13 protein-coding genes are annotated in these 15,249 nt (G+C 73.4%); 9 read left to right on the forward strand and 4 right to left on the reverse strand.

Annotated elements, in window-relative coordinates; genetic code table 11:
• The first annotated feature begins 65 nt into the window (after positions 1–65).
• Positions 66–650, forward strand: a complete 585-nt coding sequence (locus ABGA99_RS28720; protein ID WP_347583779.1) for a GNAT family N-acetyltransferase — start codon at positions 66–68, stop codon at positions 648–650.
• A gap of 34 nt (positions 651–684) precedes the next feature.
• A complete protein-coding gene (locus tag ABGA99_RS28725) occupies positions 685–1,248 on the forward strand; it encodes a bacterial proteasome activator family protein (protein WP_347578004.1) in 564 nt (187 codons plus the stop codon).
• 87 nt (positions 1,249–1,335) lie between these two features.
• On the opposite strand, the gene ABGA99_RS28730 is transcribed toward ABGA99_RS28725, so the two are convergent.
• Positions 1,336–3,012 (reverse strand): protein kinase, encoded by a 1,677-nt coding sequence (locus tag ABGA99_RS28730; protein ID WP_347583740.1) that lies wholly within the window; start codon positions 3,010–3,012, stop codon positions 1,336–1,338.
• Positions 3,013–3,350: 338 nt separating this feature from the next.
• Between ABGA99_RS28730 and ABGA99_RS28735 the strand changes: the two genes are divergently transcribed.
• Entirely contained in the window at positions 3,351–4,991 is a 1,641-nt protein-coding gene (locus ABGA99_RS28735; protein WP_347578006.1) for a protein kinase, read from the forward strand.
• An 11-nt stretch (positions 4,992–5,002) separates the two neighbouring features.
• On the opposite strand, the gene ABGA99_RS28740 is transcribed toward ABGA99_RS28735, so the two are convergent.
• Complete coding sequence (locus ABGA99_RS28740; RefSeq protein ID WP_347578007.1) at positions 5,003–5,689, reverse strand: response regulator transcription factor; 687 nt, start codon at positions 5,687–5,689, stop codon at positions 5,003–5,005.
• 353 nt (positions 5,690–6,042) lie between these two features.
• On the opposite strand from ABGA99_RS28740, the gene pdhA reads away from it, so the two are divergent.
• The 5 genes from pdhA (at position 6,043) to ABGA99_RS28765 (ending at position 12,178) form a co-directional block, all read left to right on the forward strand.
• Positions 6,043–7,461 (forward strand): pyruvate dehydrogenase (acetyl-transferring) E1 component subunit alpha, encoded by a 1,419-nt coding sequence (gene pdhA / locus ABGA99_RS28745; RefSeq protein WP_347583741.1) that lies wholly within the window; start codon positions 6,043–6,045, stop codon positions 7,459–7,461.
• A gap of 2 nt (positions 7,462–7,463) precedes the next feature.
• Positions 7,464–8,444: an alpha-ketoacid dehydrogenase subunit beta gene (locus tag ABGA99_RS28750; RefSeq protein WP_347578009.1), complete on the forward strand. Its 981-nt coding sequence runs from the start codon at positions 7,464–7,466 to the stop codon at positions 8,442–8,444.
• A gap of 21 nt (positions 8,445–8,465) precedes the next feature.
• Positions 8,466–10,061 (forward strand): dihydrolipoamide acetyltransferase family protein, encoded by a 1,596-nt coding sequence (locus tag ABGA99_RS28755; protein WP_347583780.1) that lies wholly within the window; start codon positions 8,466–8,468, stop codon positions 10,059–10,061.
• 135 nt (positions 10,062–10,196) lie between these two features.
• On the forward strand, positions 10,197–10,859 hold the full coding sequence (locus ABGA99_RS28760) for a GntR family transcriptional regulator (RefSeq protein WP_347578010.1): 663 nt from the start codon (positions 10,197–10,199) through the stop codon (positions 10,857–10,859).
• Positions 10,856–12,178, forward strand: coding sequence for an MFS transporter (locus ABGA99_RS28765; RefSeq protein WP_347583742.1), 1,323 nt, complete (start codon positions 10,856–10,858; stop codon positions 12,176–12,178). Before ABGA99_RS28760 ends, ABGA99_RS28765 begins: the two co-directional genes overlap by 4 nt.
• 33 nt (positions 12,179–12,211) lie before the next feature.
• Here the strand turns inward: ABGA99_RS28765 and ABGA99_RS28770 are convergent, their stop codons facing one another.
• Positions 12,212–13,336 carry a rod shape-determining protein gene (locus ABGA99_RS28770; RefSeq protein WP_347578012.1) on the reverse strand — a complete coding sequence of 375 codons (1,125 nt, stop codon included), beginning with the start codon at positions 13,334–13,336 and terminating at the stop codon, positions 12,212–12,214.
• Positions 13,337–13,491: 155 nt separating this feature from the next.
• Positions 13,492–14,316, reverse strand: coding sequence for a maleylpyruvate isomerase family mycothiol-dependent enzyme (locus ABGA99_RS28775; protein WP_347583743.1), 825 nt, complete (start codon positions 14,314–14,316; stop codon positions 13,492–13,494).
• Between the two features lie 133 nt (positions 14,317–14,449).
• Here ABGA99_RS28775 and ABGA99_RS28780 point away from each other — a divergent pair, with 133 nt between their 5' ends.
• Entirely contained in the window at positions 14,450–15,232 is a 783-nt protein-coding gene (locus ABGA99_RS28780) for a carbon-nitrogen family hydrolase (RefSeq protein ID WP_347578014.1), read from the forward strand.
• Positions 15,233–15,249: the final 17 nt, after the last annotated feature.

Genomic DNA, 15,249 nt, shown 5'->3' on the forward strand with positions numbered 1-15,249 from the left:
CCTCACGTCCCCTCCCGCACGAAGCCACCCTCCTCACCGCCCCCGCCCTCGCCGCCGCCCCCCACCTGGCCGCCGCCATCCCCGCCGCCGCCCACCGCGTCCTCGACGCCCTCGTCCGCGACGGCGCCGCGCTCGGCTGGGTCGAGCCGCCGTCCGCCGCCGAGGTGGCCGCGCTCCTCGACGACGTATCCGCCGCCGCCCGCGCCGGCGACGCGGCGCTGCGTGCCGCGTATCTCGGCGACCGGCTGCTCGGCCTCGGCTACTGGCTCCGCTACGCCCGCCCCACCCACCGCCCCCACGCCGACCTGGAGAAGCTCGCGGTGGCCGCAGATGCGCACGGCCGCGGGGTGGGCCGGGCGCTGGCCGCCGCGCTGGTCGCTGACGCGCGGTCCGCCGGCATCGAGGTCCTGACCCTCGACGCCCGCGGCGACAACGACGCCGCCCTGCGCCTCTACGGCTCGCTGGGCTTCACGGAGTACGGCAGGCTCCCCGGTTTCGTGGCCGTCGGGGACCGCCGCTACGACAAGGTCTTCCACATGCTGGACCTCCGCCGTCCGCCGGAGAGCCGGGACGGCATCGCGCCCGGCCCTCCGACCAGCGACCACACCCGACCGGACCCCGGCGACCCGCGCCGCCCAAGATCCCGATAGCCCCTGCCCCGGGTGGGTGCGCGACAATGGGCCTATGAATACTCCGAGCAACGAGCGCCCCCCCGAGACCCCCCAGGTGGTGGTGGTCGGACCCGACGGCATGGCACGCGGGACCGTCGCGCCGGGCGACGGCGGCGCGGACGAGGAGGGCCGCGAGATCCCGCTGACCGACAAGGTCGAGCAGCCGGCGAAGGTCATGCGCATCGGCAGCATGATCAAGCAGTTGCTGGAGGAGGTGCGGGCCGCGCCCCTGGACGAGGCGAGCCGGGCCCGGCTGAAGGAGATCCACTCCAGTTCCGTGAAGGAGCTGGAGGACGGCCTCGCGCCCGACCTGATCGACGAGCTGGAGCGGCTGACGCTGCCGTTCACCGACGAGACCGTGCCCACGGAGGCGGAGCTGCGTATCGCGCAGGCGCAGTTGGTCGGCTGGCTCGAAGGGCTCTTCCACGGCATCCAGACGACGCTGTTCGCGCAGCAGATGGCCGCGCGGGCGCAGCTTGAGCAGATGCGCCGGGCGCTGCCCGCCGGCAGCCTCGGCGGCGAGGAGCCGGGCGAGATGGGCCCGGAGCACGGCCGCACCGGCGGCCCGTACCTCTGACGCGGATACCTCCGGGATCCCCACGGCACCGGGCCGGTTCGTCCTACGGTACGAACCGGCCCGCGGTCCTGCGGGGGGCGGGGACCCCTACTGCGCGTACCCCGTCGCGATGACCAGCTCCAGTTTGTCCTTCGACGGGTCGAAGTAGTCGTCGTACTCGTCGAAGTTCTGCTCCAGCACGGTGTCCTTGCCCCACAGCTCGTCGGGCTCCTCGTCCACCTCGTACGACCACTGCGCCGCGCGCAGGCACTCGCGCACCGACTGGTAGTCCTTGAAGGTGAAGTCCGGCACCCGGACCAGCTTCTCGTTCTGGGGGTCGGTCATCGGCTCCGTGCAGCGGGTCTTCTCGATCGTGCGGGACCGGTCCGGCGGGATCATGCCGCCCTCGCCCTTGCCGCCGTCGGTGCCCTCGCCGCCGCTGTCGTCCCCGTCGTCGGTCCCGGGGTCGGCGGTCGGGTCGGAGTCCGGGTCCTGCTGGGTCTGGCCGCCGGTCGGCTTGGCCTCCGGTTCGCCGTCGTCGCCGCCGTTGAGCACGAGGACGATGGCGGTGGCCGCGATCACCGCGATGGCGATGACGACGGTCAGTCCGATGACCGCGACGTTCCTGTTCCCCCTGGCGCCGCCCGCACCGCCCCCGCCGTGCCCGGCCTGCGGGCTGAGCGAGTACGGCTGGGGCGTCTGGTACCCCCCGTGCTGCTGCGACTGCTGCTGCTGGGGCGGGCCGAAGCCCTGCTGCTGCATCGGCTGGTACGGGGTGGGGGCGCCCGGGGGCGGCGACTGGTACGGGTTGACCGGCGGGAACACCGCCGAGCCGACGCCCGCGCCCGAGTCGCGCGCGTGCCCACCGGCGATGACGGACGGCATTGCGCCCGGCGGCGTCATACCGCCGGCCCGGCGCACCTCCTCGCGCATCTCCTCGGCGCCGGCGAACCTGTCGTCGGGGTTCTTCGCCAGCGCCCGCGCCACCAGTGCGTCGACCACCTGCGGCACCGTGACGTTGATCGACGACGGCGCCGGCGGCGGCTCCTGCACGTGCGCGTACGCGATGGCCAGCGGCGAGTCCGCGTCGAACGGCAGCCGGCCGGTGAGCAGCTCGAAGAGCATCACGCCGACCGAGTACAGGTCGGAGCGGGCGTCGACGCCGCGGCCCAGGGCCTGCTCGGGGGAGAGGTACTGCGGGGTGCCGACGACCATGCCCGTCTGCGTCATCGACGTGACGCCGGATTGCACGGCGCGGGCGATACCGAAGTCCATCACCTTGACCTGGTCGCGGCGCGTCATCATGACGTTCCCCGGCTTGATGTCGCGGTGCACCAGCCCCATCTCGTGGCTGGCGTCGAGCGCGGCCAGCACGTCCGAGACGATCCGCAGCGCCTTCTCCGTCGGCATCGCGCCGAACCGCGCCACGTCCTCGTCGAGCACCGAGCGCAGCGGGCGGCCCTCGACGTACTCCATGACGATGTACGGCACGGGCCCGCCGCCGTCGCCCCCGAAGCGGTCCTCGCCGGTGTCGAAGACGGAGACGACGTTCTGGTGCGACAGCCGGGCGACGGCCTGGGCCTCGCGGCGGAAGCGCTCGCGGAAGGAGTCCTCGCGGCCCAGCTCGGTGTGGAGCGTCTTCACCGCGACCTGGCGGTCGAGCACGGTGTCGTGGGCGAGGTGGACGGAGGCCATGCCGCCCGTGCCCAGCAGGTCGAGGAGCCGGTAGCGGCCGCCCCCGACGGATCGGCCGGTGTAGTCGTCCTGGCCGCCGTACTCGGTCATGCTGGATCTCCCCCGGGTGCCTGCTTGATGCTGAAAGTCTGCCTCAGGCTCAGGAGAGGTCAAGCGGGTTGCCCGTTCCGTGACCACCTGCCCCCTTGCGGCGTCCCTTTGCACCCCCTTTACCCACCGCGCACCGCCGCCCCGCCCGCCCCTCGCCCCGCGCACCCCTCCCCACCACCGGGCCTGTCCGGGATTTGCGTACGGACCCCCGGACCCGGTTGCATGTTCCGTTCAGCGGGATCCGGTGTGTCAGGGGCAGGAGGTAGCGTGCCCCGTAACCGGAACAGACGACGGAACACGACGAGACGACGCCGAGACCGAACCACCGCGAGGAACTGATGTCACAGACGGAGCCCCCCGAGGAGCCGTCGGCGAACGGGCCGGGCCGCGGCGGTATGGCTGACTCTCCGGAGAACTGGGGGGTCGGCGGGCTCGTCGGAGACGGGCGCTACCGGCTGACCCGCCGCCTCGGCCGCGGCGGTATGGCCGAGGTCTTCGCCGCGGAGGACGTGCGCCTCGGCCGCGAGGTCGCGGTCAAGCTGCTGCGCAGCGATCTGGCCGAGGACCCGGTCTCCAAGGCCCGCTTCACGCGCGAGGCGCAGTCGGTCGCGGGCCTGAACCACCACGCGGTCGTCGCGGTGTACGACTCGGGTGAGGACCAGGTCGCCGGCAGCACCGTGCCGTACATCGTCATGGAGCTGGTCGAGGGCCGGACGATCAAGGAGCTGCTGACCGGCGCCGAGATCCCGCCGCCCGACCAGGCGCTGCTGATCATCTCGGGTGTGCTGGAGGCGCTGGCCTACAGCCACCAGCACAGCATCGTCCACCGCGACATCAAGCCCGCGAACGTCATCATCACCACCACCGGCGCGGTGAAGGTGATGGACTTCGGCATCGCCCGCGCGCTGCACGGCGCGGCCTCCACCATGACCCAGACCGGCATGGTCATGGGCACGCCGCAGTATCTGTCGCCCGAGCAGGCGCTCGGCCGGGCCGTCGACACCCGCTCCGACCTCTACGCGGTCGGCTGCCTGCTGTACGAGCTGCTGACCGGCCGCCCGCCGTTCGTCGGCGAGACCCCGCTGGCCGTGGTCTACCAGCACGCGCAGGACAACGCCGTGCCGCCCTCCCAGATCAGCGCGGACGCGCCGCCGGAGCTGGACGGCCTGGTGATGCGCGCGCTGGCCAAGGAGCCCGAGGACCGCTTCCAGACCGCCGACGAGATGCTGGGCCTCCTGCAGTACGCGCTGCGCATGCTGCGCGACGTCGGCCCGCACACCGGCACGTGGGACACCGGCGCCGTCGCCGTCGGCGGTACGCCGCCGATGGGCACCCCGGCCGTCGGCGCCACCGCGGCCACCGCGGCGCTCGCCTCCGCGGGCGGCGACACCCCGCAGCGGCTGCTGCGGACCAGCGGTCCCGACGACGGCGGCTTCGAGCCCGGCCCGCGCCGGGCGGGCCGGGGACGCGGCAGGATGTGGGCGATCGCGGCGCTGGCGGTGATCGCCATAGTGCTGGGCGTGGCCTTCGCGCTGAGCGGCGGTGACGGCGACGACAAGAAGCAGGCGCCGCCGTCGCCGACGAAGCAGGAGCCGACTCCGACGAAGGACGAGGAGAAGGAGGAGGACTCGCCCTCGCCCACGGAGGAAGAGCCGACGTACCACGACGACGAGCCGACGTGGGAGGAGACCTCCGAGCCCCCGCCGAGCACCTCGCCGACGGACTCCCCGACCGGCACCGGCAGCCCCACCGGCTCGCCCAGCGAGCCGACCGACGACGTCGGCGGCAGCACGAGCGAGGGCAGCGGCGGCACGACCGACGGCGGCGGCAGCACGACGGGCGAGACCACCGGGGAGACGACCGGTGAGACCACGGGCGAGACCACCGGGGAGACGACGGGCGAGGTCGAGGGCGGCGAGATCGGGGGCGAGGTCGTCGAGGGCCAGGCGAACGGCGGCGCCGCCGGCACCGAGGGCTGAGGGGAGGGGGCCTACCCCTCCCGGTCCCGGTCGCCGCTTCCGCCCCGTTCCGCCTGCCGGCGGGCGACGTACGCCGCCGCCTGCGACCGGCGCTCCATGTTCAGCTTCGACAGCAGGCTGGACACGTAGTTCTTGATCGTCTTCTCCGCCAGGTGCAGCCGCTCGCCGATGGCCCGGTTCGTCAGCCCCTCGCCGATCAGGTCGAGGATCCGGCGCTCCTGGTCCGTCAGCCCGGCCAGCCGCTCGTCCTCCCGCCCGCGCCCGCCGTCGCGCAGCCGCTCCAGCACCCGCGCCGTCGCCACCGGGTCGAGCAGCGACTTGCCGGCGGCCACGTCGCGTACGGCGGTCAGCAGCTCGTTGCCGCGGATGGCCTTCAGCACGTACCCGGACGCGCCCGCCATGATCGCGTCGAAGAGGGCCTCGTCGTCGGCGAACGAGGTGAGCATGAGGCACTTGATGCTCTCGTCCCGGGAGCGGATCTCCCGGCAGACCTCGACGCCGCTGCCGTCGGGCAGCCGGACGTCCAGCACGGCCACGTCGGGCCGTACCGCGGGGATGCGGACGAGCGCGTCGGCGGCGGTGCCGGCCTCGCCGACGACCTCGATGTCCGGTTCGGCCTGAAGCATCTCGTGTACCCCCCGACGGACCACTTCGTGGTCATCGAGTAGGAATACGGTGATTTTCGCATCTATGGCCACTGTCCCAGTCTCACATACTGGGTCTTCCCGCGCTCAGGGCCGCCGGGATAACGTGCCAGTGTTCCGGCAGCCTGCGAGGCTGTGACCAGTGGACCTGATGCCGACGAGGCGAGCCGGCTCCTGCGTTACTAGGAAATCAAAGCAAAACCGCAGGTCAGGACCGCTTCGCGAAGCAGCGGACCACTGTGTAACGTGCCTGCCAGTGGGAAGGATGCCGGGCGCCTGTCACCCCCGACCCCCATCGGTGCACCCACCCCGTGCACGTATGGGAATCGGGTGAGCCGCCCTCCGCTGCCGCGGGGGACCGAAGGCCACCGGCGATCCCGGGGGCCGGAGAGACGTCAGGAGAGACCGTGACCGAGAGCACTGCCGCGCGCGACCCGCGCCGCAGCAGCAAGCGCACCAGCGGGAGCGACGGCGGGAGCGCCGCCGCGACGGCGGCGCCCGAGACGCCCGCGGCGCCCGCGAAGAAGGCAGCGGCCAGGAAGACGCCGGCCAAGAAGGCGACCGCGAACGCCAAGCCGCCCGCGAAGAAGGCCGCCGCCAAGAAGACCGCGGCGAAGAAGACCGCGGCGAAGAAGACGGCGCCCGCGAGGAAGACGGCCGAGGCCGCCGCCAAGCCGGCGAAGTCCGCCAACGCGGCACCCGCCGGGGCCGTGCCGCCCGGCGACGGCTCCGCCGACGCCCTCGAACTGGTCCAGCTCCTCACCCCCGAGGGCGAGCGCGTCGAGCACCCCGAGTACGCCGTCGACCCGAGCCCCGAGGAGCTGCGCGGCCTCTACCGCGACATGGTCCTCACCCGCCGCTTCGACGCCGAGGCCGTCACCCTCCAGCGCCAGGGCGAGCTGGGTCTGTGGCCCTCGCTGCTCGGCCAGGAGGCCGCCCAGGTCGGCTCCGGCCGGGCGACCCGCGAGGACGACTACGTCTTCCCCACGTACCGCGAGCACGGCGTCGCCTGGTGCCGCGGCGTGGACCCGACGCTCCTGCTCGGCATGTTCCGCGGCGTGAACAACGGCGGCTGGGACCCGAACAGCAACAACTTCCACCTCTACACGATCGTCATCGGCTCCCAGACGCTGCACGCCACCGGCTACGCCATGGGCGTCGCCAAGGACGGCGCCGACTCCGCCGTCGTGGCGTACTTCGGCGACGGTGCCTCCAGCCAGGGCGACGTCGCCGAGGCGTTCACCTTCGCCGCCGTCTACAACGCGCCGGTCGTCTTCTTCTGCCAGAACAACCAGTGGGCCATCTCCGAGCCCACCGAGCGCCAGAGCCGCGTCCCGCTCTACCGCCGCGCCGCCGGCTACGGCTTCCCCGGCGTCCGCGTCGACGGCAACGACGTGCTCGCCGTGCTCGCCGTCACCCGCAAGGCGCTGGAGCACGCCCGCTCCGGCCAGGGCCCGATGCTGGTCGAGGCGTACACGTACCGCATGGGCGCCCACACCACCTCCGACGACCCCACCCGCTACCGCCGCGACGACGAGCGCGCCGCCTGGGAGGCCAAGGACCCGATCCTGCGGCTGCGCACCCTGCTGGAGCGGGAACACCTCGCCGACGAGGCGTTCTTCGCCGAGCTCGACGAGGAGAGCGACGCGCTGGCCAAGCGGGTGCGCGAGGCCATCAGGACCATGGCGGACCCGGACCCGATGGCCATCTTCGAGAACATCTACGCCGACGGGCACGCCGTCGTGGACGAGGAGCGCACGCAGTACGCGGCGTACCAGGCGTCCTTCGCGGACGAGGCGGGCGCCGCCGCCGGGAAGGGGCACTGAGCATGGCGGTCGAGAAGATGGCACTGGCCAAGGCGATCAACGCATCGCTGCGCACGGCCATGGAGGACGACGCCAAGGTGCTCGTCATCGGCGAGGACGTCGGCAAGCTGGGCGGCGTCTTCCGCGTCACCGACGGGCTGCAGAAGGACTTCGGCGAGGACCGGGTCATCGACTCGCCGCTGGCCGAGTCCGGCATCGTCGGCACCGCGATCGGGCTGGCGCTGCGGGGCTACCGGCCGGTGGTGGAGATCCAGTTCGACGGGTTCGTCTTCCCCGCGTACGACCAGATCGTCACGCAGCTCGCGAAGATGCACGCGCGGGCGCTGGGCACGGTCAAGCTGCCGGTCGTCATCCGGATTCCCTACGGCGGCGGCATCGGCGCGGTCGAGCACCACAGCGAGTCGCCCGAGGCGCTGTTCGCGCACGTGGCGGGGCTGAAGTGCATCTCGCCCTCGACGCCCGCGGACGCGTACTGGATGCTCCAGCAGGCCATCCACAGCGACGACCCGGTGATCTTCTTCGAGCCCAAGCGGCGCTACTGGGACAAGGGCGAGGTCAACACCTCCGCGATCCCCGGCCCGCTGCACGAGGCGCGGATCGCCCGGGAGGGCACGGACCTCACGCTCGCCGCGTACGGGCCGATGGTGAAGACGTGTCTGGAGGTCGCCGCGGCGGCGGCGGAGGAGGGCACGTCGCTGGAGGTCGTGGACCTGCGGTCGATGTCGCCCATCGACTTCGACACCGTGCAGCGCTCGGTGGAGAAGACGGGCAGGCTGGTCGTCGTGCACGAGGCCCCGGTGTTCTACGGCTCCGGCGGGGAGATCGCCGCGCGCATCACGGAGCGGTGCTTCTACCATCTGGAGGCCCCGGTGCTGCGCGTCGGCGGGTTCCACGCGCCGTACCCGCCGGCGAGGCTGGAGGAGGAGTACCTCCCCAACCTCGACCGGGTGCTCGATGCCGTCGACCGCGCGCTTGCGTACTGAACAGGGAGCGTGTCCGTGACCATGAGCAACACCGCGCGCCTCCGCGAGTTCAGGCTGCCCGACGTGGGCGAGGGCCTGACGGAGGCGGAGATCCTCAAGTGGTACGTCCAGCCCGGCGACACCGTGCACGACGGCATGGTGGTGTGCGAGGTGGAGACGGCGAAGGCGGCGGTCGAGCTGCCGATCCCGTACGACGGGGTGGTGCAGGAGATCCGCTTCGCCGAGGGCGACACGGTCGACGTCGGAACGGCGATCATCGCCGTCGACACGGAACCCGGGGCCGGCCCCGGACCCGGGGGGACCGAGGCCCCGGCCGACCGGACCGCTCCCGCGGGCGGGGAGGCCGCGGTGCCTGAGACCGGAACGGAGGGCGCGGCCGGGACCTCGCATGACCCGCGCGCCGGCGGCTCCGGCGCGCCCGGCGGCGGGGCGGGCGCCAAGCGCGAGCCGGTGCTCGTGGGCTACGGCGTGGCGCAGAGCTCGACGAAGCGCCGTCCGCGCAAGCCGCAGCCCGCCGCCGAGACGGCAGCGGCCTCGGCGGCGATCCAGGCCGAGCTGAACGGCCGGGCCGCGCCACCGCAGGCGCCGCAGGCGCCCGCCGGTACCGGCGCCCCCGCTGCGTCCGGCGGCCCCGCCGCCGCAGCCGGCACCGCGGACGTGCCGGAAGCACGCGCCGCCGCGGCACCCGCCGCGCCCGCCGCTGGTGGTCGCGTGCTCGCCAAGCCGCCCGTGCGCAAGCTCGCCAGGGACCTCGGCGTCGACCTGACCGCCGTCGTGCCCACCGGCGACGGCGGCGTCATCACCCGCGACGACGTCCACGCCGCCGCGGCCCCGGCACCTGCCGCGCCCGCGCAGCCCGCACCGGCCGCCCGGCCCACCGCACAGCCGGCCCCCGCCGCCGAGCCGGCCTCCACCGCCCGCGAGACCCGCATCCCCATCAAGGGCGTCCGCAAGGCCACCGCGCAGGCGATGGTCACCAGCGCCTTCACCGCGCCGCACGTCACGGAGTTCGTCACCGTCGACGTCACCCGCACGATGAAGCTCGTACGGGAGCTGAAGGAGGACCCCGATCTCGCCGGGCTGCGGATCAACCCGCTGCTGCTCGTCGCCAAGGCCCTGCTGCTGGCGATCCGGCGCAACCCCGAGGTCAACTCCGCCTGGGACGAGGACCGTCAGGAGATCGTCCGCAGGCACTACGTGAACCTCGGCATCGCCGCCGCCACCCCGCGCGGTCTGATCGTGCCGAACATCAAGGACGCGCACGCCAGATCGCTCCCCGAGCTGGCCACCGAGCTGGCCGGCCTGGTGAGCACCGCCCGCGAGGGCAGGACGACGCCGGAGGCGATGCAGAACGGCTCGGTGACGATCACCAACGTCGGCGTCTTCGGCATCGACACCGGCACGCCGATCCTCAACCCCGGCGAACCGGCGATCCTCGCCTTCGGCGCGATCAGGCTGCAGCCGTGGGTGCACAACGGCAAGGTCAAGCCGCGGCACGTGACGACGCTCGCGCTCTCCTTCGACCACCGGCTGGTCGACGGGGAGCTGGGCTCGAAGGTGCTCGCGGACGTCGCGGCGGTCCTGGAACGGCCGAAGCGGCTGCTCACCTGGGGCTGACCCCGCGGTACGCCCACGCCCCCGGCCCCGTCAGACGGGCGCCGGGGGCGTTCGCGTGCGTACGTACCCGTGAACTCCCGTCCGTATCGCGGACGGCGGCGGCGTACGCATACGTGTGGTATCTATGCTGTGCGCATGCCCCCGAGCCCCGCCGCCCCCGCCAAGCCCGCGCCCGCCGCCGACCGCGTCTACACCCACGTCAAGCAAGGCGTGCTGGAACGGCGTTACGAGGGCGGCACGATGCTCACCGAGGGCGAGCTGGCCGACGCCGTCGGCGTCTCCCGGACACCCGTGCGCGAGGCGCTGCTGCGGCTGCAGGCCGAGGGACTGCTGGAGCTGTACCCGAAGAAGGGTGCGTTCGTCCTGCCCGTCTCGGCGCAGGAGATCGCCGACGTCGTCGAGACCCGGATGCTCGTCGAGGAGCACGCCGCCCGCCGGTCCGTACCCGCGCCCGCCGCGCTGCTCACCCGGCTCGAAGAGCTGCTGGAGGAGCAGCGCCGGCACGTCGAGGCCGACGACCGCGCCGCCGCGTCCGTCACCGACCGCTGCTTCCACGCCGAGATCGTCCGCAACGCGGGCAACGCCATCCTCGTCCGTCTCTACGACCAACTCCGCGACCGCCAGCTCCGCATGGGCGTCGCGCTCATGAACGCCCAGCCCGACCGCATGCACCGCTCGCTCGCCGAGCACGCCGACATCCTCCAGGCGCTGCGCAGCGGCAGCGCCGACACGGCCGCCGCCGCGGTGCACGGCCACGTCGCCTCCGTACGGGACCTGTTGCGCGGGGACCTGCGGTGACCGCCGTGCGCGCGGGGGGCGCCGCCAGTGCCCGCGGCCTGCCCGGCGACCCGCCCGGCGGACTTCAGGCCGCCGCCGTCTGGAGCCTCGGCGTCGCCGTCTACTTCGTCGCCGTCACGTACCGTACGAGCCTGGGCGTCGCCGGCATCGACGCCGCCGAGCGCTTCGACGTCGGCGCCTCCGCCCTGTCGGGCTTCTCCATACTCCAGCTCGTCGTCTACGCCGGGATGCAGATCCCCGTCGGCCTGCTCGTCGACCGGCTCGGCACCCGCCGGGTGCTGGCGATGGGCATCGTGCTGTACACGGCGGGGCAGTTCGGCTTCGCGCTCTCCGACACGTACGGCGCCGCCCTCGCCTCCCGCGCGCTCCTCGGCTGCGGCGACGCGATGACGTTCATCAGCATCCTGCGGCTGGGCGCGCGCTGGTTCCCCGCCCGCCGCGGGCCGCTGATAGCGCAGCTCGCGGGGCTCGTCGGAATGGCGGGCAACCTGGTCTCGACGCTCGTACTCGCCCGCATGCTCCAGGAGTTCGGCTGGACCCCGACCTTCGCGGGCAGCGCGGTGGCCGGCGCGGTCATGTTCGTCCTGGTCCTGCTCTTCCTGCGCGACCAGCCCCGCGACTACGTCTCGCCGCCCCCCGAGGACCACCACGACGGCGGCATCCGCGCGCAGATAACCGGCGCCTGGCGCGAGCCGGGCACCCGGCTGGGCTTCTGGGTGCACTTCACCACCCAGTTCCCGGCGATGGTCTTCCTGCTGCTGTGGGGGCTGCCGTTCCTCGTCGAGGCCCAGGGCGCGAGCCGCGCGGAGGCCGGCCAGCTCCTGACGGTGCTGGTGCTGTCCACCATGGCGGTCGGCCTCGTCTACGGCCACCTCGTCGCCCGGCACCACGCGGCGCGGCTGCCGCTGGCGCTGGGCACGGTGGCGGCGACGGCGCTGGTGTGGGGCACGGTGCTGAGCTGGCCGGGGGCGCACGCGCCGGGCTGGCTGCTGGTGGTGCTGTGCTGCGTGCTGGGCGCGTGCGGGCCCGCGTCGATGATCGGCTTCGACTTCGCCCGCCCGGCGAACCCGCCGGAGCGGCTGGGCACGGCGTCCGGCATCGTCAACATGGGCGGCTTCACCGCGTCGATCACCACCCTGCTGGCCGTGGGCCTGCTGCTGGACGCGACCGGCGACCGCTACGGCATCGCCTTCGCGAGCATCTTCGTCCTGCAGATCCTGGGCACGACGCAGATCCTGCGCCTGCGCGGGCGAGCCCACCGGCGTGAACGCGAACGCCTGGTCGCCAGCCGCGTCTCGGCCGTCCACGTACCCGCGTAAGGCGGGCCCGGCCGGTCGGTCACGGGTCCGCGGCTAGTCCGTCGCGACCTCCGTGGCCACTTCGGGGGTCTGGTTGGGCTGCGGGGCGGGCTTGGTCATCGGGCCGGGCTCGTGGAAGCCCGCCGGGCCCGAGGTCGCGTCGGGGATGGACTCCGGGGGAGCGCCGTTCTCGACCATGGAGCCGAGGCCCACCACCGCCGCCACGTCCGGGCGTTCGGCGATGTGGACGGGCAGCCCCACCGACGTGCGCAGCATCGTCTCCAGACCCGGCATCGTCGCGCTCTCGCCCGCCAGCACGATCCCGCGGTCCCCGATGTCCGCCACCAGATCCGGCGGGCAGCGCCGCAGCACCGAGCGGATCCCGTCCAGCACCGCCAGCATCGGCACGCCCGCGGCCTGTCCCACCGCCGCCGGGTCGACCTGGACCGTACGCGGACGGCCCGAGACCACGTCGCGGCCCAGCACCTCCAGCGTCGCCGCGCCCTGCGCGCCGGCGAGCGACAGCTCGCGGTGCACCTGGCTGACGGTGTGGCTGCGCAGCATCACCTCGTGGTTGATGCGCAGGTGCTCCACCAGCGCCCGGTCCACCGCCTGCCCGCCCACCGGCACCTTCTCGGCGGCGACCACGTTCCCCAGCGACAGCACCGCGATCTGGGTCATCGCCGCACCGCACACCACGATCATCGTGCCCTCCGCCGCCGGCACCGGCAGCCCGCAGCCCACCGCCGTGGCGATGAGGGTGTCGACGAGGACGACCCGCCTGGCGCCCAGCCCCGCCAGCGTGTCGATCATCGCCCGCTGCGTCAGCGGCTCGGCGTCGTGCGGGGTGCACGCCGCCGCCCGTAGCGAGGGGTGGAAGCGCCAGGATCTGCGGACCTTGGCGTGGATGAGGTGGCGCAGCATGCGCTGGGCCATCTCGATGTCGGTGATGCCGTTCGGCCCCACGGGCCGGGCGACCTGGATGTGGTCGGGGGTGCGTCCGGTCATCGCGTCGGCCTGCCCGCCGACGGCCACCAGGGCGCCGGTGCGGGTGTTGATGGCGACGGCGCTCGGCTCGTCCACGACGAGGCCGATGCCCTTGAGATAGACGCGGGTGCGGGAGGCCCCGATGTCGACGGCGACGCTGCAGCGGAGAAGCTGTTCCTGGCTGATGCTCACATGATCAGCCTGGGGTGGCCGGGCGCGGGTCGCCCGCCGGGCTGTGCCGGTCGGATGAGGGCTGCCCCCTTACGAGTGAGGCGGCAGCGTCACCCGGGCCCGTACGGGCGCTTGCGGGGCGCCGTCGTACGGACCGCGGGCCGTGCGGCGCGCCGTCAGTCCGTCACCGTGAAGTGCCGCAGGACCGACTCCGCCAGCTTCGCGTCGCCCTCCACCTTCACCCGGTCGGCCGCCGCGGCCGCCCGCAGCCGGCCCGTCGCCAGCCACAGGTACGTCTCCCAGTCCGTCGTCAGCGTGACCGTCGGCCCGAGCGAGACGCTGCCGTCGACGGACCCCCGGCCGTCCTCCCCGACCCGTACCGTCCGCATGAACTCCACCGGGCCCGTCACGTCCACGACCACGATCGACCCCGGCCGCGCCGCCGCGTCGTCGGCGACCACCTTCGGCAGCCGCGCCAGCAGCTCGTCGCGCGCGAGGTGCGCGCCGGGGGAGTCGATGTTCCCCGGCTTGCCGAGCGCGCGGCGGATGTCCTGCTCGTGCACCCATATGTCGAAGGCCCGGTAGTGCGTCAGCTCCGCGAGCGTCATCTCGCTGCCGAACGCCCCGCGCATCCTGGCGTCCGGTGCCCGCTTCTCGTCGCGGAGCTGGCGCCGGCGGCGGATCAGCGTGTATTCGAGGTCGGCCGTCATCTCCGGCGCGGTGTGGTGGCGCCGCGTGTCGACCTGCACCTCGACGTAGCGCGCCTTCTCGCCCGTGATGTGCATGAGGTCGGCCGGCAGGTTGTGGATCGGCCGGGGGTCGCCGAGTGCCTCGCACTCGGCGCCGATGATGTGGGAGACGACATCCCGTACGGACCACCCCGGCAGGCCGCTTCGACCGCTCCACTCCCCCTCGGAGAGCGGTGCCACGAGTTCGGAAATGGCCTCGGCCGAGTGGGCCCAGGCATCGATGGACGGCTGGAGGCTGGAGTGGACGGTCACACTACCCCTTACGGGATCGTTCGCGAGATGCACGGCAGGCCCTAAGTTACGCTGCGCGCGGGTGCCCCGGCAGTGCTTTCGGGCGACGATTATGCGGTAAGGCAGACGACTTGGGCTTCGAGGTGGTGGTAAGGTGCGCGCTTCTCTGATCCAGATTCGGGTGGATCCGGAGGAAACCGTGGAAAGCCGACGGGACCGTGCGGCGGCGCTCGTACGTGCCGAGGCGGGCTCCGCGCTGGTGGTGCTCCCGGAGCTGTGGCACGTGGGCGCGTTCGCCTTCGACGACTTCGCGGCCGCGGCGGAGCCCCTCGACGGGCCCACGGCGGCGGCGATGGCGGCGGCGGCCCGGGACGCGGGCGTGTGGCTGCACGCGGGGTCGCTCGTGGAGCGGGACGCCGCGGGGACGCTGTTCAACACGAGCCTGCTCTTCGCGCCGGACGGCGCGCCGGCGGGCACGTACCGCAAGATCCACCGCTTCGGCTTCGACCGCGGCGAGGCGGTCCTCATGGGCGCAGGCGACGAGGTCGTCACCGCGGTCCTCCCCGACACCGTCCTAGGCCTCGCCACCTGCTACGACCTGCGCTTCCCCGAGCTGTTCCGGGCCCTGACCGACAAGGGCGCGCAGACCTTCGTCATCCCGGCGGGCTGGCCCGCGCAGCGCCGCGCGCACTGGCGGCTGCTGGCGCAGGCGCGGGCGGTGGAGAACCAGGCGTACGTCCTGGCCTGCAGCACGGCGGGGACGACGGGCGGGGTCGACCAGGCGGGGCACAGCATGATCGTGGACCCGTGGGGCGAGATCCTGGCGGAGGCCGGCGAGGACGAGGAAGTCCTGCGGGCGGAGCTGGATCCGGCGCGGGTGCCGCGGACGCGGGAGGACTTCCCCGCGCTACGGGACCGGGTGCTGGGGCGGCCGTAGGGCCGGGGCCACGCCGG

This window comes from Streptomyces sp. B5E4 (genome assembly GCF_039871555.1).
Lineage (GTDB): Bacteria > Actinomycetota > Actinomycetes > Streptomycetales > Streptomycetaceae > Streptomyces.